26 protein-coding genes are annotated in these 26,194 nt (G+C 56.6%); 11 read left to right on the top strand and 15 right to left on the bottom strand.

The features are described 5' to 3' along the window. Nucleotides 1-11: 11 nt before the first annotated feature. The gene (locus M3668_RS09865) at nt 12-1,340 is read left to right on the top strand and encodes a glycosyltransferase 87 family protein (protein ID WP_251380678.1); all 1,329 of its coding nucleotides are present in this window, start codon (nt 12-14) and stop codon (nt 1,338-1,340) included. Between the two features lie 468 nt (nt 1,341-1,808). Here M3668_RS09865 and M3668_RS09860 read toward each other — a convergent pair whose 3' ends face one another. The 4 genes from M3668_RS09860 to M3668_RS09845 all read right to left on the bottom strand — a co-directional run bounded on the left by M3668_RS09860 (nt 1,809) and on the right by M3668_RS09845 (nt 5,929). Beyond that, a complete protein-coding gene (locus tag M3668_RS09860) occupies nt 1,809-2,732 on the bottom strand; it encodes a glycosyltransferase family 2 protein (RefSeq protein WP_251380677.1) in 924 nt (307 codons plus the stop codon). Nucleotides 2,733-2,843: 111 nt separating this feature from the next. Next, nucleotides 2,844-3,923, bottom strand: a complete 1,080-nt coding sequence (locus M3668_RS09855) for a TatD family hydrolase (RefSeq protein ID WP_502948965.1) — start codon at nt 3,921-3,923, stop codon at nt 2,844-2,846. 85 nt (nt 3,924-4,008) lie between these two features. Continuing rightward, nucleotides 4,009-4,899, bottom strand: coding sequence for a 16S rRNA (cytidine(1402)-2'-O)-methyltransferase (gene rsmI / locus M3668_RS09850; RefSeq protein WP_251380675.1), 891 nt, complete (start codon nt 4,897-4,899; stop codon nt 4,009-4,011). A 70-nt stretch (nt 4,900-4,969) separates the two neighbouring features. Next, entirely contained in the window at nt 4,970-5,929 is a 960-nt protein-coding gene (locus M3668_RS09845; RefSeq protein WP_251380674.1) for a DUF368 domain-containing protein, read from the bottom strand. Nucleotides 5,930-6,104: 175 nt separating this feature from the next. On the opposite strand from M3668_RS09845, the gene M3668_RS09840 reads away from it, so the two are divergent. Further along, nucleotides 6,105-7,721 (top strand): dolichyl-phosphate-mannose--protein mannosyltransferase, encoded by a 1,617-nt coding sequence (locus M3668_RS09840; protein ID WP_251380673.1) that lies wholly within the window; start codon nt 6,105-6,107, stop codon nt 7,719-7,721. Between the two features lie 26 nt (nt 7,722-7,747). On the opposite strand, the gene M3668_RS09835 is transcribed toward M3668_RS09840, so the two are convergent. The 4 genes from M3668_RS09835 to M3668_RS11070 form a co-directional block, all read right to left on the bottom strand. Then, nucleotides 7,748-8,848, bottom strand: a complete 1,101-nt coding sequence (locus tag M3668_RS09835) for a TIGR01906 family membrane protein (protein WP_251380672.1) — start codon at nt 8,846-8,848, stop codon at nt 7,748-7,750. A 107-nt stretch (nt 8,849-8,955) separates the two neighbouring features. Next, nucleotides 8,956-10,206, bottom strand: coding sequence for a L,D-transpeptidase (locus tag M3668_RS09830; RefSeq protein ID WP_251380671.1), 1,251 nt, complete (start codon nt 10,204-10,206; stop codon nt 8,956-8,958). Between the two features lie 227 nt (nt 10,207-10,433). After that, nucleotides 10,434-10,700 (bottom strand): DUF3499 family protein, encoded by a 267-nt coding sequence (locus M3668_RS09825; protein WP_353055977.1) that lies wholly within the window; start codon nt 10,698-10,700, stop codon nt 10,434-10,436. 18 nt (nt 10,701-10,718) lie between these two features. Continuing rightward, entirely contained in the window at nt 10,719-11,192 is a 474-nt protein-coding gene (locus M3668_RS11070) for a WhiB family transcriptional regulator (RefSeq protein ID WP_285835867.1), read from the bottom strand. A gap of 346 nt (nt 11,193-11,538) precedes the next feature. On the opposite strand from M3668_RS11070, the gene M3668_RS09815 reads away from it, so the two are divergent. Beyond that, a complete protein-coding gene (locus M3668_RS09815; protein ID WP_251380670.1) occupies nt 11,539-12,285 on the top strand; it encodes a TIGR03089 family protein in 747 nt (248 codons plus the stop codon). Here M3668_RS09815 and M3668_RS09810 read toward each other — a convergent pair. Continuing rightward, nucleotides 12,282-12,866, bottom strand: a complete 585-nt coding sequence (locus tag M3668_RS09810; RefSeq protein ID WP_251380669.1) for a GtrA family protein — start codon at nt 12,864-12,866, stop codon at nt 12,282-12,284. The genes M3668_RS09815 and M3668_RS09810 overlap by 4 nt on opposite strands. A gap of 215 nt (nt 12,867-13,081) precedes the next feature. On the opposite strand from M3668_RS09810, the gene M3668_RS09805 reads away from it, so the two are divergent. The 4 genes from M3668_RS09805 to M3668_RS09790 all read left to right on the top strand — a co-directional run bounded on the left by M3668_RS09805 (nt 13,082) and on the right by M3668_RS09790 (nt 17,679). Then, entirely contained in the window at nt 13,082-14,260 is a 1,179-nt protein-coding gene (locus M3668_RS09805) for a 5-(carboxyamino)imidazole ribonucleotide synthase (RefSeq protein ID WP_251380668.1), read from the top strand. Nucleotides 14,261-14,282: 22 nt separating this feature from the next. Beyond that, nucleotides 14,283-14,912, top strand: a complete 630-nt coding sequence (gene purE / locus M3668_RS09800) for a 5-(carboxyamino)imidazole ribonucleotide mutase (protein ID WP_251380667.1) — start codon at nt 14,283-14,285, stop codon at nt 14,910-14,912. A gap of 155 nt (nt 14,913-15,067) precedes the next feature. Continuing rightward, nucleotides 15,068-16,642, top strand: a complete 1,575-nt coding sequence (locus M3668_RS09795; protein WP_251380666.1) for an LCP family protein — start codon at nt 15,068-15,070, stop codon at nt 16,640-16,642. A 17-nt stretch (nt 16,643-16,659) separates the two neighbouring features. Beyond that, nucleotides 16,660-17,679, top strand: coding sequence for a lipid II:glycine glycyltransferase FemX (locus M3668_RS09790; protein ID WP_251380665.1), 1,020 nt, complete (start codon nt 16,660-16,662; stop codon nt 17,677-17,679). A gap of 56 nt (nt 17,680-17,735) precedes the next feature. On the opposite strand, the gene glpX is transcribed toward M3668_RS09790, so the two are convergent. Next, nucleotides 17,736-18,731 carry a class II fructose-bisphosphatase gene (glpX, locus tag M3668_RS09785; protein WP_251380664.1) on the bottom strand — a complete coding sequence of 332 codons (996 nt, stop codon included), beginning with the start codon at nt 18,729-18,731 and terminating at the stop codon, nt 17,736-17,738. Between the two features lie 191 nt (nt 18,732-18,922). Here glpX and M3668_RS09780 point away from each other — a divergent pair, with 191 nt between their 5' ends. The 3 genes from M3668_RS09780 (at nt 18,923) to M3668_RS09770 (ending at nt 21,816) form a co-directional block, all read left to right on the top strand. Beyond that, nucleotides 18,923-19,624, top strand: coding sequence for a DUF4245 domain-containing protein (locus tag M3668_RS09780; RefSeq protein WP_251380663.1), 702 nt, complete (start codon nt 18,923-18,925; stop codon nt 19,622-19,624). Nucleotides 19,625-19,708: 84 nt separating this feature from the next. After that, on the top strand, nt 19,709-20,332 hold the full coding sequence (locus tag M3668_RS09775; protein ID WP_251380662.1) for a carbonic anhydrase: 624 nt from the start codon (nt 19,709-19,711) through the stop codon (nt 20,330-20,332). Nucleotides 20,333-20,409: 77 nt separating this feature from the next. Beyond that, nucleotides 20,410-21,816 carry a class II fumarate hydratase gene (locus tag M3668_RS09770; protein ID WP_251380661.1) on the top strand — a complete coding sequence of 469 codons (1,407 nt, stop codon included), beginning with the start codon at nt 20,410-20,412 and terminating at the stop codon, nt 21,814-21,816. A 142-nt stretch (nt 21,817-21,958) separates the two neighbouring features. On the opposite strand, the gene M3668_RS09765 is transcribed toward M3668_RS09770, so the two are convergent. The 3 genes from M3668_RS09765 to M3668_RS09755 are packed head-to-tail and all read right to left on the bottom strand — an operon-like array spanning nt 21,959 to nt 23,767. Next, nucleotides 21,959-22,441, bottom strand: a complete 483-nt coding sequence (locus M3668_RS09765; protein ID WP_251380660.1) for an NUDIX hydrolase — start codon at nt 22,439-22,441, stop codon at nt 21,959-21,961. 27 nt (nt 22,442-22,468) lie between these two features. Continuing rightward, on the bottom strand, nt 22,469-22,999 hold the full coding sequence (locus M3668_RS09760) for a prepilin peptidase (protein WP_251380659.1): 531 nt from the start codon (nt 22,997-22,999) through the stop codon (nt 22,469-22,471). A gap of 6 nt (nt 23,000-23,005) precedes the next feature. After that, entirely contained in the window at nt 23,006-23,767 is a 762-nt protein-coding gene (locus M3668_RS09755; protein ID WP_251380658.1) for an isoprenyl transferase, read from the bottom strand. 152 nt (nt 23,768-23,919) lie between these two features. Here M3668_RS09755 and trhA point away from each other — a divergent pair, with 152 nt between their 5' ends. Further along, nucleotides 23,920-24,669, top strand: a complete 750-nt coding sequence (trhA, locus tag M3668_RS09750) for a PAQR family membrane homeostasis protein TrhA (RefSeq protein WP_251380657.1) — start codon at nt 23,920-23,922, stop codon at nt 24,667-24,669. A 74-nt stretch (nt 24,670-24,743) separates the two neighbouring features. On the opposite strand, the gene M3668_RS09745 is transcribed toward trhA, so the two are convergent. After that, a complete protein-coding gene (locus M3668_RS09745) occupies nt 24,744-25,085 on the bottom strand; it encodes a hypothetical protein (RefSeq protein WP_251380656.1) in 342 nt (113 codons plus the stop codon). Nucleotides 25,086-25,172: 87 nt separating this feature from the next. Further along, nucleotides 25,173-26,132, bottom strand: coding sequence for a mycothiol conjugate amidase Mca (mca, locus tag M3668_RS09740; RefSeq protein ID WP_251380874.1), 960 nt, complete (start codon nt 26,130-26,132; stop codon nt 25,173-25,175). Between the last annotated feature and the right edge of the window lie 62 nt (nt 26,133-26,194).

The raw sequence follows: 26,194 nt of genomic DNA, 5'->3' as shown, positions 1-26,194 counted from the left end.
CTAGCCTCATAGTGACCACGTCACCAGCAGGTGAGCGTCTGGGCAAGATTTGCCTGGACGGTAGACTCTTCTCTTGTACTACCCCAGCCACTACCAGGACGGTCATGCGCCCTCGCTCCGCAGCATCAACCTCACAGACCACCGCATCTCAGCACACAGGTGCATCCTATGCCGCCCTCAGCTCTGGGTTGACCAGCAACGTGGCAATAGTGACGGGGCTTCTGCTGACGGTGATTAGCCTCTACCCCTTTCTGTGGGACGAGAAGATGGAGCCCCGGGTTTTCTTTGACCTGAACGTCTATTACGGTGCGGTCAAGAGTTGGCTGACCACCGGTAATCTTTACAACTGGGCTCTTCCTCCAGAAGAAATTTACGGTTTCACCTACCCACCGTTGGCTGCGCTGGTTTTTACACCCTTTGTCTTACTCACCAATGCGCAGGCTGCTGGTCCAGCCTTCCTGGTGCTCAATGTGGTTGCTCTGGTGCTGGTCAGTTACCTCACTCTGCGCGGGCTGGACGTCAGCCGACGGGTGGCGCTGGCAAGCGGGCTCTGGCTGACACCGCTTTTTCTTAAATTTTTCCCCATCAGCTTCAATATGGAGCTAGGGCAGATCAATCTCTTTCTGGTGTTACTGATTCTCACCGACGCAATTTACCTGCGCGGCACCCGCTGGCATGGCGTACTCATGGCATTGGCCGCCAGCATTAAGCTAACCCCCGCAATTTTCGCTCTGTACTTCCTAGCAACGAAGGATTGGAAGTCTCTGGCGCGCTTTATCGGCACCGGGCTGGCAGGCATCGCGCTAAGTTTCGCCGTTATGCCCCACCATGCCCTCGAATTCTTCACCCAGAAAATCTTTGAGTCCGACAGGGTCGGCAGTATCACCGGAGCACTGAACTACAACCTGCTGGGTAGCTGGTCCATGATTCTCCCCGCCCCGGTGGCAACCGCCCTATTCGCGGCATCAGCCCTGACAGTACTGGTGCTTACCTACTGGGCGTGCAAGAAGTTACACACCCTGGGGCAGACAGTGGGAGCTGTGAGCACTGTGGCGGTGCTGGGGCTTCTGCTCTCCCCCATTTCGTGGACCCACCACTGGGTCTGGCTGGTTACCTTCGTGCTCTTTGCTGCCGTTTATGGCTGGCGGTCATCTGACCGAACCTACCTCTACCTGGCAGCAAGCGGCGCCCTTATTTTTGCTCTGCCCTTCGCCATCTGGTTTGGTGGGCACAACTGGGGTACCGGCGAATGGCCGCTCGCCCTTGGCCTCATGCACGCCCTACCCGTGGCCTGGGCTGTTGCCTACCTAGTGGTTCCAGTTCGACTCATGAAGAAATAATATTTACCGTCTAGGCGAGAACATTTCTGATATATCGAAAGCGGTAGCCGCACGTCTGCTCCGCAAGCAGTCAAGGCGAGTCCTTATTCTTACCCGCTTCCTTACTTTTCCAACTAGGGTCACGGCTCTTGGGCTCCCAGGATCTTTCTCTTGGCTCTGGACACTGCTTGCCCCCTCCCAGGACGCCAGTTTGTACTTCCGATTAACTAAATTCTTTGAAATAAAGCTTTGCTGGCAAGCATTCTCGTCATGACTAAAATAGTTTCTTTGGTCTTTAGAACTGAAGGGCGTCGCTAGCAGAATTGTTTCATCTGGATTCAAGCCCTTCGCCTTTCCTTCCGTCAACAGCTCGAAAGACCTCGAAGCTTCCCCCTGAAGACTGACGAAGAAACCCATTTATTCTTTCGGAGTCGGCCAGAGATATGACGCGGCGGGAGACTATTCTTGAATCAGTCAATCTTAAATTTCTTACTCACTAATGGTAGAAATACTATCCTGCAAAAATATCGGTTTGCTCTTTTGTCTAAGAATTCTGTATTGAACGTAGCCGCTGAGGGCACCAATTCTCTTTGCGTAGTCGATAAGGTCCCCTCTGGTGTGCTTTTTTGGATACCGTAGAAGAACGGCAAGGGCTCTTTTACAAACCTTTGCAAAAGAAAAGGTGGGTAGGTGGACACCACGGTCTTTCAGTCTCTTCCACAAAAGAATATCTTCACGAGCGTATCGAAAGAACTGCACGAAAAGGTCTTTTTCTTCATTCCGAGCTCTATAAAACAGTACGGCTTCTTGTTCCCATACGAGGCTACGCCCCGACTCAACCATGCGCCAGGAAAAATCGATGTCCTCGCACCCCCGGTTATAGGTTTCGTCCATTCCACCTATTTCAATAAAAGTTGAACGACGATAGCCAGTAGAGCTGGTTTGGGCAAAAATCTTATAACCCAAGGAAATATGAGGTTCAGTGGGGATATTGCCAGAATATTTATGAGGCCCGGTCTCCCCCAGGTGCGGGTAAAAAACAGCGGTTGGTGTCGCGACTTGGCAGTCAGACGTTGAAATATGCTGGTAAATTTTATTGACCCAGTGCTCACCCACAATATCGTCAGCATCGCAACTAAGAATAAAATTCGTTTGCGCTTCCCACACAGCTAAGTTACGCGCAAAGGATTGACCCTTTTTGGCCGAGGCATCAATGACCCGCACGTTTAGTTTCAGCTTAAAGGGTTCAACAGCGCCCCGAAGATTATCGGTTGAACCGTTATCAGCAACAATCACTTCAAATTCTGGTGCATCAACCTGCTGACAAAGAGCATCAAGTTGATCAGCAATAGTGTCAGCTGCGTTATAAGCAGGAATGATAATGCTGGCTTGGGGCGTGAAACTTTTACCCATCGCTTCTCCACATCTTTTCTACTGGGGCACAGTTAAAGAGGCCGCCCAATGAGAACATTCTAATACCAACAACTACCTCTGAATTCGCTACAAAAGGTAGCTCTAGAGGCTTCAGAAACCCTCTACGCCCCAGCTACCGTAAGCATCCAGAGAATTAGCGCGGATGTCCCGGCAGAGTTCCTCAAGATCAGCATCCAGGTACTGCGCCATAAAACGCACGGTGTAGTTGGTCATGTAAGAAGCGTTGGGACGCCCACGGAAGGGGTGCGGTGTTAAGAAGGGTGCATCGGTCTCAGCCAAAATCAAATCGCGGCGGGCAAGTTTCAGTGACTCTTGAATTCCCTGAGAATTCTTGAAGGTCACCGTGCCCGCAAAGCTCATGTACCAGCCTTCACCATTACAGATCTCAGCGAGGTCAGGATCCCCGGAATAGCAGTGGAAAATAACGGTTTCAGGGGCACCCTCCTCCCTCAGAATACGCACTACGTCCTCATGGGCGTCCCTATCGTGAATCTGCAGAGCCTTGCCGTAGGTTTTAGCGATACGGATATGCTCTCGGAAGGAGCGTTGCTGTGCCTCCACCCCCTCCTCACCGGTGCGGAAATAGTCTAGACCAGTCTCACCAATGGCGCGTACCCGATCATCCTGCGCCAGCTTTTCAATCACGTTCAGCGCGGCGTCCAGCTGACCAGCTTCTTCAAGCTTGGGTGCCTCATTGGGGTGCAGGGCAACCGCTGCCAGCACGCGGGCATCAGAGTGAGCAGCTCTAACCGCATAGAGGGAACTGGGAACATCGCAGCCCACCTGCACAATAGCCCCAATACCCAGTGCTTCACCGGTATCTAAGGCATCCCGGGCAGTAACCGCCACCTCGCCATCCAGCAAGTCCATGTGGGTGTGGTTATCAACAATCGCATAGGGCAGCGGTGCGGGCGCCGGGGGAAACGCAAGATTGCGGCGCCTCCCATCCTGCCCCTGCTCTGATCTGCGACGCGTCCCCTCCCCGCTTTCTTCACCGGCAAGAGCGTAGCGCTCGGGTTCATAGGCGGGAGGAACCTGTCCTTCTGGGACAGGCAGCGGGGTTTCAAAGATGGATGCCGTCAGCTCATTCTGAGATGGAAGAGTACCGGCAAAGCGCGCTGCTAGTTCTGCTAGATCTTCAGCTGTCATGGTGTGGTGGCTAGTGCACATAAGTTTCTCTTCCGTATCACGGTAGGCAGGTGAGGGATGGAGCATCTTGAGCTAGTTGCCCCCCAGCCCCATGTTGAATTGCAGGTTAGTGGTGATCGCGGGCAGCCAGGGTTGCCTCGTAGAGATCCCGTTTAGAGACTCCCCGAGCTGTTGCCACCTGCGCGCAGGCGTCTTTGAGGCGTATCCCGCCGTCCACCAGTTCAAGGACGAGTTCCGTAAGGCTTTCGGCATCTTGGGCAGCAGGAGGTTCGGCTCCCTCCACAACGATGGCAATTTCACCACGTATTTGCTTGGATTCGCTCCACTCAACCAGTTCGGTCAGAGTGCCGCGTGCAACTTCTTCGTGAAGTTTGGTGAGCTCACGGCAGACCGCTGCCCGGCGATCAGCACCAAAGGTTTGAGCGAAATCAGCTAACGTGGCAACCAGGCGGTGGGGAGACTCGTAGAACACCATGGTGCGCTCTTCTGCAGCCAGGGCTGCGAGCCTTTTGGTGCGGTCAGAGCCTTTGCGTGCCAGAAAGCCCTCAAAGGTAAAACGCCCGCTGGGCAGGCCAGAGACCGCCAGCGCCGTGACAACAGCCGATGGACCAGGCACGGCGGTAACGGGAAGCCCAGCATCAGCCACAGCGGCAGCAGCTACATAGCCCGGGTCAGAGACCGCGGGCATACCGGCATCAGACATCAGCAGCACCGTTTGCCCCGCTGCAACAGCATCGACAATCTGGGATGCTCGTGCAGCCTCATTGTGGTCATGGTTGACCAGAACCCGCCCGCGGGTCTGCACGTTGAGCCCCGACGCCAAACGGCGCAGGGTGCGGGTATCTTCCACAGCAATCACATCGGCAGTAGCCATGGCGTGACGCAGGCGCGGGGAAGCATCCTGCAGATTACCGATAGGGGTGCCACCCAAGACCAGCGCACCGGCTCTGGGGTCTATATCGGTCTGGGGGGTGCTCGTGCTCTGCTGTTCACTCATGGTTTTAAGACTAGCACCGCCCGCCTTGCCCCTAGAGGGCAGACCGGGCGATGGGCAGAAAGCAGAGCGCTTAGATCGTTTCCTGATGCACTACCTTAGGTTTGTTGAAGATCTTATCTGCAAGAATGACCAGTACCACCAGCACAAAGCCCACCAGGCACCAGATAAGCGCGGCACCGGCCTGATCGCCCACCGCCAGCAGGTCGTTGCTATCAGTTTTCCAGGGCCAGAGGGCACGCAGTGCACCCAGCATGACGCCGGCCAGCACCACCAGAGTGAGGTGATGATGATGCTGTAACACCCACTCCAGACCCTTGACCACGGTAGCTAGGCCCAGAACTGCGCCCAGCCCAAAAAGAGTGATATAGGTGAGATCAAAATTGCTCACAGCGTTCATAGTAGTTTGGTATAGCCCAAAGCTCAGCAACAGGAAGGAACCGGACAGGCCCGGCAAGACGAGAGCTGCAATGGCGATAGCCGCCGCGCCCATAATGATGTACCAGGGCGGGTTAGACATATCCCCGGCAGGCGGCACAGAGACAACGAAGTACATGATGCCTGCAGCAATCAGGGCGTAGCACCAATCCCTGCCCCGCCACTTACCGGCGAAACTGAAAGGTACGTAGAGGGAGGCTAGCACCATGCCGAAGAAAGCGGCGCTGGTCAGTACCGGCTGCTCCTCAACCAGGTAGCTCATTATGTGCGCCATCGATACAACGGCTACGCCCATACCCAAGAAGATAGCAAGCAGCAGTGCCCATGGCAGGTTTTTAATCCGCTGATAACCAGCGCTGCGCTGGGCAGGGTCCTTGCGCACGGTGCTCACCGCTACTTCTTTGACCCCGCTCATCAGTGAGGACGCCGAGCTAATGAGACGCTCATACACACCCACGACCAGCGCCACCGTTCCGCCGGAAACACCCGGCACGGTTTCTACCGTCCCGATAAGGGCACCACGCACCAGGTTTAAAGCGATCTGTGAAGGGGCTGTGTCTTTTTGAGCGGCGGGTTTTGCGGCAGGCTGACTCATTATCTGCTTTCCTAGGGTGTAATTTTCAACGTGCCTATCCTACTAGGAGCCGGTCAAAGCCCAACAGGGGTGCGCCAGGAAAGGGGTGCAATATCACCGCTTCATCTGCTGATAACGCAAACGATGAGGCAGGTCTGCCCACAGAAACAGCCCGATATCAACTAGCATAGGACGGGTGAAAACCAATGATAGTGCCCGGCTTCCCGCCGTTATGACGCTCACCGACGCTTTTACAGAAAAAGCCCTACGAGCGCGTTTGGCGGTGCAGTATGTTTCACTGCCCTCCTGGGGTTGGGTGGCGCCTGCACTGGTTCTGCTTCTTGCCGGGTTGATGAGGTTGGTGAATCTGGCTGAACCCAACGCTATTGTTTTCGATGAGACTTACTACGCTAAAGACGGGTACTCGCTGTTGCATTTCGGGTATGAGCGTACCTGGGCTGAGGGAGCAAATGACTCCTTCGTTGCCGGTGCGCCGTCGGGCGTTCAGGATTCGGCTGAGTACGTGGTGCACCCACCGGTCGGCAAGTGGATGATTGCCGTGGGTATGCTGCTCTTTGGCGACGATAACCCCTTCGGCTGGCGATTTGCTGCCGCCCTCACCGGTATCCTTTCCATTGGCTTGGTGATGCTTGCAGGTTGGTTACTGTTTAGGTCTATCACCGTGGCAACTCTGGCTGGCTTGTTGCTGAGTATTGATGGTCTTCACTTTGTACAGTCGCGTTTTGCTTTGCTCGATATTTTCTTGATGTTCTGGCTGCTTGCCGCCTTCGTGGCCTTGCTCCTTGACCGTTATCAGGGGCGCCGGGCGCTGGCACGCCGGATTGCAGCCCACGCGGCGTCCAACGGTGGAGCGCCCACTGACTCTTTCATGCGTTTCGGTCCTGCTCTGGGCCTGCGCTACTGGCGCCTGGTTGCCGGCGTTTGCTCTGGTCTGGCAGTGGGCGTGAAGTGGAACGCTCTTTTTTTCATCGCGATTTTTGGTCTGCTCACCGTCTTTTGGGACGCCAACGCCCGACGTATAGCGGGTGTGAGGCACTGGTACGTGTCAGGTTTCCTAGGGGACGGCGTGCTGGCGTTCTTTGCTCTTATTGGTACCGGTCTGCTGACCTACCTAGCCAGCTGGAGCGGCTGGTTCCTTTCATCCACCGCCTATTACCGTAACTGGGCGGCCGAGCACCCGGGTGAGGGGCTGCTTTGGCTTCCTGCCCCGTTGCGTTCCCTCTGGGAGTATCATCGCTCTGCCTACGGCTTTCACGCGGGTCTCAGCTCACCTCATACCTACCAGTCCTCAGCAGCCGAATGGTTAATTTTGGGGCGACCGACCAGTTACTTCTACGAATCCTCCAGCATGGGTGAGGGTGCTTGCACTGTAGAATCCTGTTCCCAGGCGGTACTAAACATTGGCAACCCACTGATTTGGTGGTCCTTCATCATCGTTGCGGTGTTTTCCCTGCTCATCTTGCTGTGGCGCAGGGACTGGCGTTTCGGTGCCCTGCTGGCGGTCTTCGCGGTGGGCTACCTACCCTGGTTCGCCTACCCAGAGCGCACCATGTTCTTCTTCTACGCCCTCTCCTTTGAGCCCTACCTTATTCTGATGCTGGCAGGAGTGCTGGGGCTGGCGCTTGGACGCCCGGACGATAGCGTACGGCGCAAACGGCTGGGCCTGCTAACGGTGGGGCTCTTTACCGTCTTCGCGCTCCTCATTTCAATTTACTTCTGGCCCATTTGGACCGCTGAGGTGGTGCCCTATGACCAGTGGCGCCAGCGCATGTGGTTCGACGCCTGGATCTAAAGCAAGCACTATCGCGCGATGGAGCCCTACTGGCTGAGCTTCCTCTGGAGGTCCTGACGCTGCGCGCGGCGGGCAAGCGCCCGCTGCTTACGGGCTTGGGTAGGCCAGGTGAGCATCACCAGTACCAGGCTGAAGAGCAGGGTGAGGGTCGCGATAGCGAGCGCAGCGTCCACCCAGAACTGGGGTGGGTACAGGCGAATGAGGGTATCTGACATGCGGAACTGCCAGTTGCCCTGGGGGAAGAAAAGCTGGTGGAAGGCCGTGAAGAGGGGTTCCCAGCCCAAAAGCCCGATCACCAGCAGTACGACGAGTACGCCCAGGGTGAGCCAGGAGCCGGTGAAAAGGCTTTTTCTGATGGCACCGGGTGCGCGGGCGCGCAGTGATCGGCTGGCAAATAGAGCAGCGATAAAGAGCAGGGCCCCTGCGGTAAGTGCTATCAGCATGACCCGTTTTACGTCGGTCATGTGCTCTACCTCGGAGGCTAAAAAAGCGGTAGCTCCCCCGGTTTCGATCTCAGAGAGGTAGGTGTGGGGGGCAAAGTTAAGGATGTAGTCCAGACCGTAGGACCCCAGGCGCAGACGCTCTTGGGTGTCAAAGCCATAGCTGTCAGCGGGGAACCCCGGGCGGTGATACTCAGCCCAGAGGAAGCCGTGAGTGGCGATGAGCCGCACGGCTGTTAGGAGGGTCAGCAGGGGCACCGCTAGGGCGATGAGTGCCATACGAGCTGCTAGCCAGCGTGGGCGATCTTCCACAGCAGTCTCTCGAGCTTCAGCCCGCACATTAGCTTCTTCGGCAGTAGTGACGGAGGCTGCTAGGGGTTGAGGAGCAGGGTCAGAGCCACCAGTGGTTGAGGCTTCAGCGGTCGAGGTTTCAGCAGGGAGAGCCGCTGTGGTTTCTTGCTCAGCTGCGTGCCCGGGCTCTTCTAAGGCGTCTGCCCGGTGACTTGCCACCGCGGGCATGGAAGATGTCCAGGGAGTTTCCGCGCCAGGTGCTGGTGCCTCTGTGGGCACGATGCTTTCCTTACGGCGAGCAGATAGAAGTGAGTCCGCTGTGGGTGAGGAAATGGCGGGCGAAAGTTTGCCCCATTCTCGTTGTGGCTTCTGGTTCTGGTCTGGTCCCTGGGTCATGACGCTCCCCTGTGATTGATGTGTGCTTGCTTCACTGTACTGTATGCAGCAGGGCGCAGAAAAGCTCCCACCCACAGGAGGGGCGGGAGCTTCTCTAAAGGGCTGGGCTACCAGTTACCTACCCAGCTTGAGTCGCTGTAGTGCTCAAAGGGAATGTTCCAGTCGCCGTAGCCATCATCCGGGTCAGCCTGGGGGTAGCCGGTGTTCACGGTTTCCACGATGTCACCTACACCGAAGGTGTTGTAGAAGAATTTGGCATCCTCAGGCAGCATGCCGATGCAGCCGTGCGACACGTTGTAAACACCTACAGAAGACCAGGCGGTGGGTAGTGCCTGGTGCACAAAGACACCGCCGCTGGTCAGTCGCGCCGTCCAGGACGCCCAGAAGGGCTCGTAGTAGTGTTCATTATCCTCTTCAAGATCAAGAGAAGTAGGGTTGAAGTAGTAGCTTTCAGACTTCTCCATGATGGGCAGCTCACCTACCACTGAGGGCCACTCAGCATTACCCAGAGTGATGGGGTTCTCCCGCACCAGAACATCATCAACGTAAATCTTGATGGTCTTGGTAAGGTTATCCGCTAGTGCGTACCGCTTATTCCAGGTGTTGAAACTCAGGGCGGTGTTGTGATTACCAATCATGCCGTTGCCGATATCCAGCCCAAACAAATCGATGTTAAGGGTGATGGTTGAGTTGGTCGCCCACTTATCAGCGGGACGGTAGCGTGCCATGTAATCGTTGTACCAGCGGAATTTGCCTGCCTGGTCGCCACCGCCGGTGATCTTAATTCGCTTTTCCACCTCGGCCTTGTTGAGCACGGGTTCAGAGAAGTTGAACTGAAGAATTCGCCCAATGCCGTAGGTGCTACCGTCAGTAACGTTGACAATGACATCTGCTTCGTGGGAAGGGGTGACGGTTGAGAAGGTACTTTCGCCTTCACCCGCTGTTCCCTCAGCATCCGCTGCCTGCCAACTCACGGTGTAGTCGCTGTGGAAAAGCATGTTGTCGGTGGAAGTCCAGGTACTCCCATCTTCTGACAGTTCGCCAGCTAACTCAGCACCCTCAGGGGTGGTGACAGTAACGTCGGTCAGGGTTGAGTCAAGGCTGGTTACAGTCACCTTCTCGACGGGGTTGATTTCTACCTCACCCAAAGCCGGGTAGACCTCTACCGTCCCGGCAAACTCCTTCTCAGGGGTTGGTGAAGGGGTGGCAGAGGTGGTGCTAGGTGAAACCTCGCTCTCAGCTGCATTCTCAGAGGATGTCGAACAGGCAGCCAGGGTAACGGTACCTAAGGCGCCCACGGTGACAAAGGACCGCCTGGTCCAGGCATCGCGAGATAAACCGGAGTGAGGATGTTCCACGAAAACGTACTTCCTAAAGGTATTGGGGGGGGTGCAAGTGTGTTGGTGTGCTCGTCACATTTTATCTGATGTGAGCTATCAAAGACATAGCTGGAGGACCGGTTACGCGACCTGGCTACGTCACACGCCTGTGATTAAGGTCAAGTAAACGCTGGGTGACAGTGTCATATTGAGCCAGTGGCCCCTCCGCCTACACTAAGGCCCCACTGCCACAGTAAGAGGGTGATTTATAGACCGCGAAGCGGCGGGTAGGACCCCTGGGTTGGAGCTTCTTGCTCAGGTGTAGCACTTACCGGGGAAGCTACGCGTACTACCTCCCAGCCCTGGGGAGCAGTCAGACGGTCCGCGTGAAATTCACACAGGTCGTAGGCATGCGGTTCACGGTGCACTGAAAGAGGGCCAATGACAGCCGTGGAATTGGAATATGCATAGGTGAGCGTGAAAATAGCTTCACGCTGGCAGGTCTGGCGCGAGCACTGGCGAGTAGTTGCCATATGACAAGCCCTTCTTTCTTAGATGGCCTGCTTGCGCAGACGACGGCGCTCGCGCTCTGAAAGACCGCCCCAGATGCCGAAGCGTTCGTCATTTTCCATGGCGTATTCTAGGCAGGCCTCACGTACGGGGCATTCACTGCACACGCGCTTGGCGTCCCTAGTTGATCCACCTTTTTCGGGGAAAAAAGCTTCAGGATCAGTCTGTGCGCACAGAGCATCAGCTTGCCATGAGAGCTCGCCTTCGTCCCCATCTGTGCTGTAGATACCGGCTGCCCGCTGCCACAATGACAGGTTATCGGCATCACTGGACGCAGCCTCGTGGGGTCCTGCAGAACCCATCTGGGGTGTGCGGGCTGGCTCCCGTTCTGCAACGGGGGCAAGAAAGTTGCTTGCTTGGTGTTCAAGGTACTGGGCGGAGTGCATATTGTGGTGCTGAACCCCTGCAGTGCGCCCACCGGCATCGCCGTGAGGCTGGTGACTGTAAGAGCCCATTGTCTTCCCTTTCATATCCCGGTCAGGACTGAATGCGCGGTAGATATAAAACCGGCGACTGGGCGCCGGACTGCCGCTCTGGCCTTCCCGAACAGCCTGGCCTACATCGCCTTTTTATTCCCCGAAGGGGGCTGATAAGGCACCGTGATGTCTGTTCGTAAAAAATTCCCTGCACCTAATTACACGTGTGTAATGCCCCTTTCGTCAAGCTGAGATTAAAAATTATGTGTTTCTGACCGGGCTTCTCACTCAGATTTGCGTTTCACTATGGTATATGCAAACCACAGCTTTCAGCTAGGCGCCCTGCTCTATGGCCCTCATCCGACGCTCTACTAAAGTAGAGAATATGACTATAGATTCCATTCCCACTTTTACTGCCTTCATCTCATCTTTAGCCCGGCGTCAAAGCCCAGCCCTGCTTTGGTACTCAGCGCCGGGAGAGCGTATCGAGCTCTCAGGGCGCGTGTTAGATAACTGGGTCAGCAAATCAGCAAATTTCTTGGTGGATGAATGTGAGCTGGGTGCCGCACAGCAATATACGCTGACCCAGCAGGTGCACTGGCGCAGCTTAGTATTGCTTTTAGCGGGCCTAAGAGTGGGGGCGAGACTCACCTTTGAGGGTGGGGGCGAAGGTTCACAGGTGCACGCGGCTTTCTCACCGACTGAGATAGAGCAATCAGCGGCTGAATACCCTGTGCTGGTCGACCGCGGCCCCCTCTCTATGAGATTTATGGGGCAGGTGCCGGCAGGTACCACCGATTACTGTGCTGAGGTGCGTTCCCATTCTGATGCTTACAGCGGTTTCTCTTTGCCCCACGAGAGCGATGCGGCCTTCAAGGGGCTAACCTACCGTGAGCTCATGCAGCGGGTAGCAGCCCGGGCGGCGCAATTATCGCAGCTCACAGCAACAGGGAAGCACTCGCTGCTGCTTGAAACTTCTAAGCTCAGCCTCAATGCCACCGTTGATGTACTGGGGGCGCTCATGGCTGGTTACAGCGTGCTGGTTCTTGACCCGCAAGAAGAGTGGGCCGATGAGCGCAAGAATCGCATTATGTCCGATGAAAGGGCCACAGCTCCCCAAGATTTAGGCTAGCGATCAGCTCTGATGGAGCCGTTGCTCTCAGGGCGCTTAATTTGCTCAGCCTTAACCTGTGGGATGTGTCCGGTCATAATCTGCGTAGTCTCGGCAATAAGCTGAGCACGGCGCTCTTCTTCAGTCAGGTCAGTTTTGCCCTTGCTCTTGGAAAAGACCCAGAATTTGTAGAGGAAGTAGCGCACGATGGTACCCAAAATGGTGCCGATAATGGTGCCCGAGACGAAGGACGCCGTGGGGCTGGTCAACTGCAGAACATAGAAACTAAAGAGCACGCAACCTAACTCAACACCGATACCGATTGCGTTCACGATGGCAAATTCAACCGCTTCGCGCCACTTGTTTCCGGTGCGCTTTTCCTTAAAAGTCCACAGGCGGTTAGCTACCCAGGAAAAGAGGGTAGCAACAATACCGGCGGCTACTTTAGCCTTACCGTGCCCGTCCTCAAAGATGGAATGCATGAGAGTCCACGTCACGGCCGAGTTAATGACGAAGGCCGCACCGCCCACGGACAAAAACTGTAGGACTTCACGGCCGTGCGACTGCCAGATGAGTTTTAGCCGCTCAGAAAAAGAGCTCATGGTTTCCTTATCTTCGGTGCCCCCAGCGGGCCCAGCACCGAAAAGCTTGGGCCCGGCACCCCGAATTAGTTCAGGTTAGGGCTGTATTGAGTCAAATATACAGCGGCCCCTGTGCGAGCCCTCGAAAGTTCGTTACGTATTTGCTCACAGGTCACCCTGTCTTGACCCCTAGGACATGCTTTTACAAGCGGTAGTGTGACCGGTACCCTAAAAGAGTGACTTTTCCTGTAAATGGCCCCAAAATCGGTGTCATCGGAGGCGGGCAGCTTGCCCGCATGATGGCACCCGCTGCAACCGAACTCGGTCTAGAACTACAGGTTCTAGCTGAATCTGATGATGTTTGCGCCACCCGCGCTGTTCCCTACGCCCCGGTGGGCGACTACAGGGACTTTGATACCCTGCGCGAGTTCGCTCGCGGCGTCGATGTGCTGACGTTTGATCACGAACATGTGCCCACCGATTTCTTGCAACGGCTCATTGATGATGGCGTCAACGTTCAGCCCCGACCTGGCGCCCTGGTCCATGCCCAGGACAAGTTAGAGATGCGCAAGGCGGTAGACCGCCTGGGTCTGCCCAATCCCACCTGGGCTGAGGTAAAGACCCTCAACGAACTACTGGTCTTCGGCGAAGAGACCGGCTGGCCCGTCGTCCTTAAAACACCGCGTGGCGGGTATGACGGCAAAGGCGTATTGGTGCTGGATGACGCCGACCAGGCGCGCCACCAGGCGGCTACCTGGTTTGATCAGCTGTCCGAACGCACCGATTTTTCATCCCTCCTCGTTGAAGAAAAGGTACCCTTTACCCGCGAACTTTCGGCTCTGGTAGCCCGCCGAGATTCCGGTGAAGTACGTGCATGGCCAGTAGCTGAATCTATTCAAGTAAACTCGGTCTGCGATGAAGTGATTGCTCCTGCCCCGGGTCTCTCTGAAGATCTCATGAAAGCAGCTACAGCAGCCGCTGTTCAGGTCGCCACCGAGCTAGACGTTACCGGTGTCATGGCAGCTGAACTCTTTGAAGTGCCCGGCTCTGCTGCTGGTTTCATGGTCAATGAGTTTGCTATGCGCCCCCACAATTCTGGGCACTGGACCCAGGACGGATCTGTCACCAGCCAGTTTGAACAGCACCTGCGCGCAGTTGCCAACCTTCCTTTGGGAGATACCTCTCTCAAGGGCGATTACGCTCTGATGAAAAATTTCTTGGGTGGAGAAAATCAAGACATCTTCGGTGTTTACCCCCAGGTTCTGGGCAAGTACCCTGCCGCCAAAATGCACTTCTACGGAAAAGAGCCCAAGCCCGGGCGCAAAATCGGTCATATCAATATGGTAGGTAGCAACCTGCCCACTATGCGGCAGCAGGCAACCGCGGCCGCTCACCTACTCACCCACGGCGCCTAGCCACTACTTCAAGGAGACGCTCATGAGCTCACCCTACGATTCATCTAACCCCATCGTCGGCATTGTCATGGGCTCTGACTCTGACTGGCCCGTCATGGAAGCCGCAGCCCAGGTGCTCGAAGAATTCGGGATTCCTTACGAAGCTGATGTGGTCTCAGCCCACCGCATGCCTGAGGACATGATTGATTACGGCAAAAAAGCCCACGAACGCGGCATCCGTGTCATTATTGCCGGAGCAGGCGGTGCTGCCCACCTGCCGGGTATGCTGGCTGCAGTGACTCCCCTGCCGGTCATCGGCGTCCCGGTCAAGCTCAAGAGCCTAGAGGGCATGGATTCTTTGCTGTCCATTGTGCAGATGCCCGCCGGAGTGCCCGTGGCTACTGTTTCCATCAACGGTGCCCGTAATGCAGGTCTGCTGGCTCTGCGTATCCTGGGCAGCGGCGATGATAGCTTTGCCCGCCAGGTGCGTTCAGACATGATCGACTTCGCGGCTTCACTGCGCCAGACCGCCATGGACAAGGGCTCAGCCCTGCGCGCTAAAGTCACCGAACGCATCGAGGACGCCGCTGAAGAAGCCGGCGAGCGCCCTGCCCCCGCACGCCCAGCTCCCGATGCATCAGAAAGTGATGCTAAAGCACCCTACGCCCCCTAAAGAATAGCGTTGTACTTGTGAAGTGTGCCTCCTCTCAGGGTTTAGCCCCCTTGTACCGGTGGTACACCCAGATTCTTTAGCTAATGTGGTGAGGCAGAGTTTTTCTCTGTTAGATAAAGAGCATATTGGTGCTGTTCAGCCCAGGGGAGGCCATCGTGTCAGATCAGCGTGATTCTCAACCCGTTCATCCGATTAGCGGGATGCGTAGCCGTGGTCAGAATCTGGGCAAACCCAATCTGACTGATCCTTTGCATCACCCAGAAGCAGCTTCACCTGCCCTGCGGTCTAAAAGAGCATGGCTGTTTCTGCTGCTCACTTTGGTCTTACCCGGTTCTGTTCAACTGATGACCGACCACAAGGTGGTAGGAAAGCGGGCACTGGCCGTGACTCTCACGGTGTGGGCTTTCATCATTCTTATGCTGGGGCTTTGGCTGATGCGCCGCACCATGGTGCTTTCGCTGTTTACCAATACCTGGTTTCTCTCCGCCTTCGCCCTCCTCCTGCTGGCTCTAGCCGCAGGCTGGGTGTTTCTCTTCCTCGATACTCTGCGTGCTATCCGTCCAGGTCTGCTGGCCGGTAAGCACCGCACCCTGGTAACCCTTTGCCTGATTGCAGCAATTTTTGTCACCGGTGGTGGCTTGGGCTACGGCGCCTACATCACTTGGGTAGGCAGGGGAGCTCTCGGTTCTATCTTCGCTGACGGCGCGCTGAATGAGAACGAGGGCCGTTACAACATTCTGCTCATGGGAGGGGACGCCGGCGAAGACCGGGTGGGCCGCCGCCCGGATTCTATGACGGTAGTCAGTATCGACGCTTCAACCGGGCAGGCCATCACCATCTCGGTGCCGCGCAACCTGCAGAACGCAATCTTCGAGCAGGGTTCCCCTCTCTGGTCTGTTTACCCAGAGGGCTTCAACTGTGGAGACGAGTGTATTCTCAACGCTCTCTACCCTGATGTCACCGCTAACTACCCTGACCTGTACCCGGAGGCAGAGGATCCTGGCGCTGAAGCTACCATGGATGCGGTATCAGGGGTTTTGGGGATTACGGTTGAGAACTACCTACTGATTGATATGAGCGGTTTTGAGCAACTGGTGGACGCCCTGGGTGGGATCACCATTGATGTTGGAGGTTACGTTCCCATTGGCGGGGGTACCAACGAGCTCACGGGTGAGCCCAACCCCATTGACGGCTACATTGAGCCAGGTGTGCAGAAGCTAGATGGTTTCCATGCTCTCTGGTATGCCCGTTCACGAGAGGGCGCCTCGGATTACGACCGTCAGGCACGCCAGCGGTGCGTTCAGGCTGCTATGCTCAAGCAGCTTGACCCTGCTAATGTGCTGACCAAGTTCGCCGATATCACTGCAGCAGGTGAGCAGGTGGTGGAAACCAATATCCCTCAAAGCGGTTTATCCCAGCTGGGTGATGTGGCGCTGAAGTCCAAGGACTACGATCTGATTCAGTTCGCCGCTGGGCCGCCCTACTTCAGCGAAGATTTCCCGACCTACCCAGACTTTGATCAGCTCCATGCAGCAGTAGAAAAAATGATTTCTGAGTCGGCCCAGGGTATCGCCCCCACGGCCACCACGGCGCAGGGTGGGTATTCTACCTCTGAAATAGCTGACACCGATACAAGCACAATCTCTGACGCTGTAACGGTTGAACCTGTGTCCTTCCGCGCGCAGCTAGCCAGTGAGCTCTCACCCAATGGCACCTGCTCCGTGCCCTAACCGGTAGACTGAACGCCATGAGTAACATTCTGCAGTCAGATATTTGGGCTAAACTTCAGGAACATAATGGGCACACGGTAGTGCGGGGTTCGGGCGAAGGCTGGAACTACATGGCAACCGTTGAAGGTGGCTCCACAGGGCGTTACCTTTACTCCCCCTACGGTCCTGAGGCAGAGAATGCTGCAGCCTTTGATGCGGCCATAGCCGATATGAAGAGAGTTGCTGCCGAACACAAGTGCTGGTTCATTCGAGTGGAGCCAACTAACGACAGGATCTGGGGCCAGCAGAGCGGCGAAGCTTTCTTGGCAGCGCGAGGGTTCAAATTCTCCCCCCGCCAGATTCAGCCCGGTCATACCCAAATTATTGACCTAACCCTCTCCGAGGATGAACTTCTCAAGGGCATGATTTCATCCAACCGAAACCTGCACCGCAATATCCATAAAAAGGGTGTGACGTTTGAGAAGTCTCAGAACCCCGAAGACGTCAAAATTCTTCTGCACTACCTCAACGAGACCGCAGAGCGCCTTGGCTTTAATCGCCAGCAGGACGACTACCTGATGAACGTGGCTAAGGTTTTGATGCCCGAGGACGCCGCCACTCTCTTTATCGTCAAGGTTGACGGCGAACCTATCGGTGCTTCCCTCTGCTACGACTCAGACGATACCCGTGTCTACGCCCATACTGCAGTTAGCTTTGATCACCGCAAGCTCAAAGCTGGTAACCCTCTGCTCTCCACCATCATAATGGATGCTAAGGAGAAGGGCCTGAAATATATGGATCTTTTCGGCATTGCTCCCAATGATGACCCTAACCATGAGTGGGCAGGTTTCACGCAGTTCAAGAAGTCTTTTGGCGGCGAATCAGTGGCTTTCCCCGGAACCTGGGATTTGTCCGTATCAGCTCAGGGTTATCGCGCTTACCAGGGTATTCGGGCCGCTCGTGAGGGCCTAGCTCAGGCTAAGAAGCTGGCCCAGACCAAGGTGCTACCGGCCGCGCAGAAAACGATGGCCACCATTCGTACCAAGGTCGGCAAGTAGAACTGCGGTTGACCCATAACAAACGCCCCAGCCACGTGGCTGGGGCGTTTATGGTATTAGCGGGGCATGATACCGGCTACGTTGGTGAGGTAGCGTGAGAGCTTGTGCTCAGCTTCGATGAGTCGCACGGTGCCTGAGAGCGAGCGCATAACCAGCGACTGGGTGGTGACGGTGTCGCGACCATAGCGCACACCGCGGAGCAGTTTGCCGTCGGTGATACCTGTAGCTGCGAAGAAGCAGTTATCGGTAGTTACCAGGTCATCGGTACTCAGCACGGCGTCCAGGTCATGACCAGCATCGAGGGCTTTCTGGCGCTCGGCATCATCTACCGGAGCCAGACGTCCTTGAATGACGCCGCCGGTTGCCTTGATAGCGCAGGCAGCGACAATACCTTCGGGGGTGCCGCCGGTGCCCATCATGAGATCCACACCGGTGCCTTCGCGGCAGGCTGCAATGGCACCAGCCACGTCGCCGTCCAGAATCATGCGGGTGCGAGCGCCGGTGGCACGAATATCTTCAACCAGCTTGGCGTGGCGTGGGCGGTCGAGCACACAGACGGTGAGCTGATTGATATGTGTGCCTTTAGCTTTAGCCACCAGGTGTAGGTTTTGTTTGACCGGTAGGCGTAGATCCACCATGTCGGCGGCTTCGGGGCCGGTGACCAGTTTTTCCATGTAAAAGACGGCTGAGGGGTCAAACATGGTGCCGCCTTCAGCAACCGCGATGACTGAGAGGGCGTTATCCATGCCCAGGGCGGTGAGGCGGGTACCGTCGATTGGGTCTACCGCAACGTCAAACTTAGCGCCGCTACCATCACCGACCTGCTCACCATTGAAGAGCATAGGGGCTTCGTCTTTTTCGCCTTCACCAATGACCACGGTGCCGTTGAAGTTAACCGTCTTCAGGCGGGCGCGCATGGCATCTACCGCGGCTCCGTCTGCCATGTTTTTGTCTCCAGCACCTACGAGCGGGCCGGAGGCGATGGCTGCGGCTTCGGTAGCACGCACTAGTTCGAGAGCTAGGTTACGGTCTGACATGTAGGGTTCGATCATCTTCTCACCTTTGAGTTGTTGCTCCGGGGCACCTTGGCATACTGGTCCCGGTGTGGCTATGTGCCTCTATTTAGCCTACTCTCTTCTAGCCTTTGTTAAGGAACATTTACGGAAGCCCCGATGAGGGTGAGGTAGGTCATGGGCAAGAGGTGTCTTCGATTTCTATGCTCTGGTAGGTCATACTAGAAAGCGTGACTTCATCGAACAATACTCCCGATTTCCATCCCTCAGCGCAGCCTGCCGACGCCCCCGCGTCTTCTGATGCGCAAAGTGGTGAGCAGGTGTTGCCTCAGATTACTGAAAAGCAAGCAAGGCGTATTAACGCTCCGGCGAGAAACATGATTATTTCGATGGTGGTGATGTTGCTGCTCATCATCCCCGTGCTCTGGCTAATGCCACAACCTAACAAGAACCCCTACCGGCCCACCGTAGATGTGCCGGTCGTTGCTTACGAAGCAAGCCGTGAGGCCGGTTACCACGTGGCTGCGGCCGAGCAGGAAGGCTGGCACTACAACTACGCTCGCTGGAACACCGGCGCTGCAGACGGCATCAATTACTGGTCCAGCGGTCAGGTGACCCCCAGCAACCATTTCATCGAGCTGGTCCAGGCTCAGGACGCCAACCCCACCTGGGTTGCGCAACAGGTAGGCAATGCAGTGCCCGAAGCGCAGGTTCAGATGGCGGGGACTGAGTGGGAAGTGCGCTCCCAGGTTGACCCTGATGATAAGAATAAGATCACCACCAACTATATCGGAGAGCTTGAAGGCACTACGGTCATCATGATGGGTGAAGCAGAAGCTCCCGAATTTGAATCTCTGGCAGAAGCAACGGTCGCTTACCTGAAGGCTCCGTCTTCTACTGCCTCGCCCACTCCTTCTAGCGGCATTGAATAAAAGTTAGGTGTGTCATACTATTTTTGGTAGCTTAGCTTGCTAGCTTAGACCCTAGAAACACTGCTTCGTAGAGAAGAGAACATTGTGAGCCTGATTGCAACACCGCAGCAAGCTTGGAAGCGACTGTTAGAAGGCAACGAACGCTTCGTGGCCAACACCAGCTCCCACCCCCGCCAGGACGCCGCCCGGCGTGCTGAGCTAGTCAACGGACAACACCCTTTTGCCGCTATTCTGGGCTGCGGGGATTCACGTCTAGCCGCCGAAATCATTTTTGATCTGGGCTTGGGAGATGCGTTTGTGGTGCGTACCGCTGGTCAGGTGCTCGATGATGCGGTGCTGGGCTCCCTTGAATACTCAGCAGCTGAACTCGAAATCCCCCTCATCATGGTGCTGGGGCACGACTCCTGCGGCGCAGTCACTGCCACCCGTAATTCACTGATTTCTGGCACCATGCCTCCAGGGTTCATCCGCAACCTCGTCGAAGGCATCTTGCCATCGGTAATCTCTCCCGATCTGCCCGATGATGCCACCATCAACGAGATGGTCATTGAACACACCCGCCAGACCGCTGCCCGCATCGCCGAGCAGTCAGCCATCATTCGTGAGGCAGTCGAGGGTGGAACCGTGGCTGTCATTGGCGTCTTCTACCACCTCTCCGACGGTAAGGCCGAGCTGGTCTACTCCAGCTCCCCCAGCATCACCGATTAATCCTGCGGCATGGTTTTCTGCCGTCATGTTGCGCTCCAATGCGACAGGCGTCACTGCTTCGTACTAAAATCGTGGGTATGGCTGAAAACACTGAATACCGCATTGAACACGACACCATGGGCGAAGTCCGCGTACCGGTAGATGCCCTCTACCGCGCGCAAACCCAGCGTGCCGTGGAAAACTTCCCCATCTCAGGTCAGACACTGGAGTCTGCCCACATCCGCGCCCTGGCCCTCATCAAGAAAGCCGCTGCAAAGGCTAACGAAGAACTGGGCGTACTCGATGCTGAGCGCTCCACCGCTATCCAGAAGGCCGCAGACCTGGTCGCCGCCGGTGAGTACGATGCACACTTCCCCATCGATGTGTTTCAGACCGGTTCTGGCACTTCGTCTAATATGAACACCAACGAGGTACTGGCAACCCTTGCCAACCGTGAGCTTGAAGGCTCCGAGGCTGAGGTGCACCCCAACGACCACGTCAACGCGTCCCAGTCCTCTAACGACGTCTTCCCCACCTCTGTACACGTGGCAGCGACCGAAGCGCTGATCAAAGATCTGGTGCCCGCTCTTGAGTACCTTGCTGAGTCACTTGAGCGCAAGGCTGTGGAGTTCAAGGACGTCGTTAAGTCCGGCCGCACCCACCTGATGGACGCGACCCCCGTGACCCTGGGCCAGGAGTTTGGCGGCTACGCAGCGCAGGTACGCTACGGTGTTGAGCGAATCCACGCCTCCCTGCCTCGCATCGCAGAGGTCCCTTTGGGCGGTACCGCTGTTGGAACCGGCATTAACACCCCTGACGGCTTTAGCGCCCGCGTCATTGAACTTCTGGCGGAAGAAACCGGTCTGCCCCTGACCGAGGCGCGCAACCATTTTGAAGCCCAGGCAAACCGTGACGGCCTGATTGAAGCCTCCGGCCAGCTGCGCAACATCGCCTACTCCTTCATGAAGATCAACAATGATATTCGCTGGATGGGTTCAGGGCCCAACACCGGCTTGGGCGAACTGCACATCCCCGATTTGCAGCCCGGCTCCTCGATTATGCCCGGCAAGGTCAACCCCGTGATCTGTGAAGCCGCCATCATGGTAGCAGCCCAGGTCATCGGTAATGACACCACCATCGCCCTTTCCTCTACCAACGGCGCCTTTGAGCTCAACGTGGGCATACCCGTCATGGCGGCTAACCTCCTGCAGTCCATCCGTCTGCTGGCCAACACCTCACGCGTTATGGCTGACAAAATGATTAACGGTCTTGAAGCTAACGTGGAGCGTGCCCGCTTCCTGGCAGAGGCCTCCCCCTCTACCGTGACCCCTATGAACAAGCTGATTGGTTACGAGGCAGCAGCCAAGATCGCTAAGTACTCGGTGGCTAACAAGACCACCGTGCGCGAGGCTGTCATTGCCCTGGGCTACGTGGAGCGCGGCGAAGTGACCGAGGCTCAGCTAGACGAGGCCCTGGACGTCACCAAGATGCTGGGCAACTTCTAAGCCCTCCCCGGCCTCTACCAGCCCTTCAAGGGAAAGCGCGGTGCGCGCCTGCCAAACCACAGCAGATGAGCACCGTGCTTTCTTTTTCGCTAGGCTAGGCTGGCCTCCAACGAGAGCCTTGGGCTAGCACCATCGAATCTTCTTAGACAGCCTCGAAACCAAACCGTGCACCGTCCCGATAGTTGAGGGCAGCGTCAATACGGTCTAACATACGCGCCCCGCAATAATCAGCGAGCTGTTCTACCGGCACCCAGCGCACCTGGCTGGACTCTTCATCGTTGACGCGCGCTTCGCCCGAAATGTAACGGCAGTAGAAGGTGTGGTCTAAAAACTGACAGCGGTCGCCATTGGTGAACTGCTGAGGAGGGTCAGCCTTAAGCTGGGCAAAGGCGACCACCTCAATCTTTACGTTGGCTTCTTCTTGCGCCTCCCGCAGGCAGGTTAGCGCGGGGTTCTCCCCAGGGTCTACAATGCCGGTGACCGGCGTCCAATTGCCATTATCGGAGCGTCGCACCAGCAGAATATCCCCGCTATCGCGCTGGATGACGGCAGTGGCGCCGGAGAGCCAGAGCAGTTCACTGCCGATTTTCTCTCGCAGGGAGGTAATAAATTCTGGAGTGGGCATGAGCGCCCCTTTCGTAGGATGCAGGAGTCAGGCGGGGAAGAATACTGCCAGCGCCGTGCCCAGCAGCATGAAAGGACCAAAAGCGATATGAGTCTTGGTGTTGGCACGGCGGGCGATGACCAGAGTCAGTGCCCAGAGCCCACCGAATAAGAAGATAAGCACGTTACCCCACAGCAGGTTAGTGGGTGAGAAAAAGCCCAAGAGCATGCCCAGCACACCGGCGAGCTTAACGTCGCCGAAGCCCAGAGCGCGGCGGGAGGCTAGACGCATCACCCAGTAGAAGCCCATCATCAGCATCCCGCTGTAGGCTATCTCGCGGGCATCGTTAAAGGTGTTTGACCCCAGAAAGGCAACAGCAAAGAGAGGCGCTCCCACTCCGGCATACATGGGTAGCACCAGTCGGTCCGGCAGGCGGTGTTCCCTCACATCGATAGCCCAGAGCTTCCAGGCAGTGACCAGAAAGTAACCCAGCACCCACACCAGCAGAAGGGCTGAGGCGCCAGCACGCCAGTCCCCGTTCAACCCCCGGGCGGCGAAATCCGCAATGATTGTCAGCATCGGGCTCTAGGAGCCGAAGCGGCGTTGCCGCTGGGCGTAGTCACGTAGAGCGCGCAGAAAGTCAACGCGGCGGAAGTCCGGCCAGAGTGCCTCGCAGAAGTAGAACTCCGAGTAGGCGGACTGCCAGGTCATAAAGCCCGAAAGTCGTTGCTCACCGGAGGTACGAATCAGCAGGTCGGGGTCCGGCATACCGCTGGTGTAGAGATGGCGGGAAATATCGTCAATAGTGATACTCTCAGAGAGCTCTGCCAGGGACGCACCCCTGGTAGCAGCCTCTCGCAGAAGGCCACGCACGGCGTCGGCGATTTCCTGGCGGCCGCCGTAGCCCACCGCCACATTCACCTGCAGGTCCTGCACGTTTTCGGTCTGCGCAGTTGCACATTCAAAGGCAGATCTCAGGCTATCTGGCAACGACTCCAGCTGACCCACCGCTCGGATGCGGGCCAGCCCAGAATCAGCCAACTGACCGATAAACCCTTCAATAACCTCCACTAAGTCAGTGAGCTCTTCGCTGCTTCGTTTGAGGTTCTCGGTTGAAAGCATGTAGAGGGTGACCATCGGAATTCTAAGCTCAGTGCACCACCCCAAAAATTCGATAATGCGCGCAGCGCCGGCCTGGTGCCCGTGCTTGGTGCTTTGACCTGACAAAGCCGCCCAACGGCGGTTACCGTCCACCAGAACACCGATGTGCTGGGGCAACTTTTCAACTGGCAAGGAGGCCGCCAGCGACCGCTCATACACCGTGTAGAGGGGTTGAGGTAGTTTCATGCTGGCTCCTGACCGATCAGAGAGGTTTTTCACTACCCTATTCTAGCCCTTTGCCCTGGTGCCGGGCGCTGTCCCATCAGCCCACAGCTCAAGATCACTGCACGTCCCGGCATCTACTTTTCACCAGAATTTATACCTGCCATACTAAATATATGGAAAAGACCACCAACTCACCGTCCTCCGGCCATCAGGTAGCACCTCATGACCGTTACCACGGGGTCATGGAGCGTCTTAGCGAAACCCAGCACGAAATCATGGAGTTCTACCGTCTCAACGGTAAACCTAAAATGCGCGGCTGGATTCATGCGGCCTTTGCGCCCGTGGCCTTTGTTGCCGGCATCGTCCTCATCGCCCTTTCAGGGGGCGGACCGCTTGCTCTTGCCTGCGCCGTTTTCGCCCTCACCGGCGTGCTGCTCTTTGGTGTCTCGGGCATGTACCACCGTGGCTTCTGGCCGGCTAAAGCGCGAATGCTGCTCAAGCGGCTGGATCACGCGAACATTGCCCTACTCATTGCCGGCACCTATACCCCCATCGCACTCACTCTGCTGAGCGGAACCAAGCAGGCAGTCCTGCTCTGGACAATCTGGGGGTGTGCACTATCGGTGGTGCTCTTCCGCGTACTCTGGACGGGTGCTCCCCGCTGGCTCTACACCCCGATCTACATGGTGATGGGTCTCTTAGCGGTTTTCTTCCTCGGTGATTTCTGGCAGGTATCACCTGCCGCCATGATACTGATTGCCACAGGCGGTGCCTTCTATATCGTTGGCGCAATATTTTACGCCAGCAAGTGGCCGCGCATGTCCCCCTCCATCTTTGGTTTCCACGAACTTTTCCATGCCTGTACCGTGATCGGTTTTATTCTGCACTACATTGCGGTTATGCTGGCAATTTTCGCTGTCTAGTCCAGGAGCATAAGAAAAACCTGGCACCCCATGTGGGGCTGCCAGGTTTCTTTTATGACCTTAGGGCACGGTATCTAGTGCGGGCGGCGCAAATGATCCTGCGCTACCACCGCTTCATCTTTGACAGTGGGGTGCACTTCAGGGGTAGCGACCTGAGCAGCGGATGCCGCGGTCTCGGCCTTCGCTAGCTCCTCAGCTTCACGGGCAATGGCGTATTCGCTCCGATAGCGCAGACGGCGAGCGCGGCGGGTGAGGTCAAGACCCAGCATCACGATGACCACAGCCAGCACGAAGGTCACTCCGAAACCGACGATCCCGGGAGACCCGCGGAAGGTGCCATCAGGGTTAACCGTGGTGATGACGGTGGGGGTCGCTTCTGCTGCAACGGTGAGGGCTGCAAGGGTCAGAGATGACACGATTGGGCATCCTTAGGGTCGTGGAACGTAAAAAGCGCTTAAGCCTGTCTTCCCATTATAGGTGGTGGGGAAGATAGCTCACCCTTCTTAGCGCGCTGCGTAATCAATACCTGCTGCGAAGCAGGTTTCTGGCAGTTGGGAGCTGACTCTACTGAAAGCAAGTACGTAGTCTTCAAAGGGCCAGATTTTGCTTTGGTCCTGGGGGCTGATAGCAAAGAAGAGGGAGTCGGGAGCAATCTGTGACTGATGGGCCAGTAGAGCTGCATCTCGCTGGTCAAAGTGATCTGCCGCAAGGATGCGGGTGGTGGTTTTGTGGCGGGAAACCGGTGGGGTGTGCCCCTTGCCGTCACCTTCCATTGCCTCAGCTACCCAGCGGGCGAAGGGTGATTCGTGCCCCTGCTCCACCAGGTAGTTGTGAAAAGTCGTCATACGATCAGGGCTGAAGGTACGATCGTAATAAATTTTGGAGACTTCCCAGGGCGCACCGGTCCCCGGATAGGCGGTGGAGTCTCCGGCTTTATCGTAGGCCTCCATAGCTACCCGGTGGCTCATAATGTGATCCGGGTGGGGGTAGCCGCCGATCTCATCGTAAGCGAGGATCACGTGGGGCTTGAAGTCCCGCACTAGCCGAATGAGAGGCGCGGCGGCCTGTTCAAGGGGTAGCGTTGCGAAGGAGCCAAAAGGCAAAGGCGGCAGGGGGTCACCTTCAGGGAGACCGGAATCGACAAATCCCACCCAACGGTGCTCTACACCCAGAATTTCAGCGGCTTTTTTCATCTCGGACCGTCGAACTCCCGGTAGGTCGCGGTGAGCTGCCGGGTTGCTATCAACCTCAGCGTTCAAAATATCGCCGCGTTCACCACCTGTCATGGATGCAACCATCACGCGCGCTCCGCGCTGAACATAAGCTGCCATGGAAGCGGCGCCCTTAGAGGACTCGTCATCGGGGTGAGCATGCACTGCTAAGATGCGCAAACCGGTGTAGTCTTCCTCAAGCGGAGCAAGGTGCGCGCGAACAAAGAGAGGTTGTGACTGAGGTGTATTCATCATGATGCTTTCGGCGCTAGGAGGTGAATCGGTGAATGAGAAACGGTATCGTAGGAGTGGTG

Origin of the sequence: Rothia sp. P100 (genome assembly GCF_023712425.1) — a bacterium.
GTDB lineage: Bacteria > Actinomycetota > Actinomycetes > Actinomycetales > Micrococcaceae > Rothia > Rothia endophytica.
This window is presented reverse-complemented; position numbering and strand designations above follow the sequence as displayed.

Excerpts from the sequence above, each read along its gene's own strand:
- M3668_RS09860 (WP_251380677.1), bottom strand. The coding sequence starts at position 2,732 with ATGGGTAAAAGTTTCACGCCCCAAGCCAGCATTATCATTCCTGCTTAT.
- M3668_RS09855 (WP_502948965.1), bottom strand. The coding sequence starts at position 3,923 with ATGTGCACTAGCCACCACACCATGACAGCTGAAGATCTAGCAGAACTA.
- rsmI (WP_251380675.1), bottom strand. The coding sequence starts at position 4,899 with ATGAGTGAACAGCAGAGCACGAGCACCCCCCAGACCGATATAGACCCC.
- M3668_RS09845 (WP_251380674.1), bottom strand. The coding sequence starts at position 5,929 with ATGAGTCAGCCTGCCGCAAAACCCGCCGCTCAAAAAGACACAGCCCCT.
- M3668_RS09835 (WP_251380672.1), bottom strand. The coding sequence starts at position 8,848 with ATGACCCAGGGACCAGACCAGAACCAGAAGCCACAACGAGAATGGGGC.
- M3668_RS09825 (WP_353055977.1), bottom strand. The coding sequence starts at position 10,700 with ATGGCAACTACTCGCCAGTGCTCGCGCCAGACCTGCCAGCGTGAAGCT.
- M3668_RS11070 (WP_285835867.1), bottom strand. The coding sequence starts at position 11,192 with ATGGGCTCTTACAGTCACCAGCCTCACGGCGATGCCGGTGGGCGCACT.
- M3668_RS09815 (WP_251380670.1), top strand. The coding sequence starts at position 11,539 with ATGACTATAGATTCCATTCCCACTTTTACTGCCTTCATCTCATCTTTA.
- M3668_RS09810 (WP_251380669.1), bottom strand. The coding sequence starts at position 12,866 with ATGAGCTCTTTTTCTGAGCGGCTAAAACTCATCTGGCAGTCGCACGGC.
- purE (WP_251380667.1), top strand. The coding sequence starts at position 14,283 with ATGAGCTCACCCTACGATTCATCTAACCCCATCGTCGGCATTGTCATG.
- M3668_RS09790 (WP_251380665.1), top strand. The coding sequence starts at position 16,660 with ATGAGTAACATTCTGCAGTCAGATATTTGGGCTAAACTTCAGGAACAT.
- glpX (WP_251380664.1), bottom strand. The coding sequence starts at position 18,731 with ATGATCGAACCCTACATGTCAGACCGTAACCTAGCTCTCGAACTAGTG.
- M3668_RS09770 (WP_251380661.1), top strand. The coding sequence starts at position 20,410 with ATGGCTGAAAACACTGAATACCGCATTGAACACGACACCATGGGCGAA.
- M3668_RS09765 (WP_251380660.1), bottom strand. The coding sequence starts at position 22,441 with ATGCCCACTCCAGAATTTATTACCTCCCTGCGAGAGAAAATCGGCAGT.
- M3668_RS09760 (WP_251380659.1), bottom strand. The coding sequence starts at position 22,999 with ATGCTGACAATCATTGCGGATTTCGCCGCCCGGGGGTTGAACGGGGAC.
- M3668_RS09755 (WP_251380658.1), bottom strand. The coding sequence starts at position 23,767 with ATGAAACTACCTCAACCCCTCTACACGGTGTATGAGCGGTCGCTGGCG.
- trhA (WP_251380657.1), top strand. The coding sequence starts at position 23,920 with ATGGAAAAGACCACCAACTCACCGTCCTCCGGCCATCAGGTAGCACCT.
- mca (WP_251380874.1), bottom strand. The coding sequence starts at position 26,132 with ATGAATACACCTCAGTCACAACCTCTCTTTGTTCGCGCGCACCTTGCT.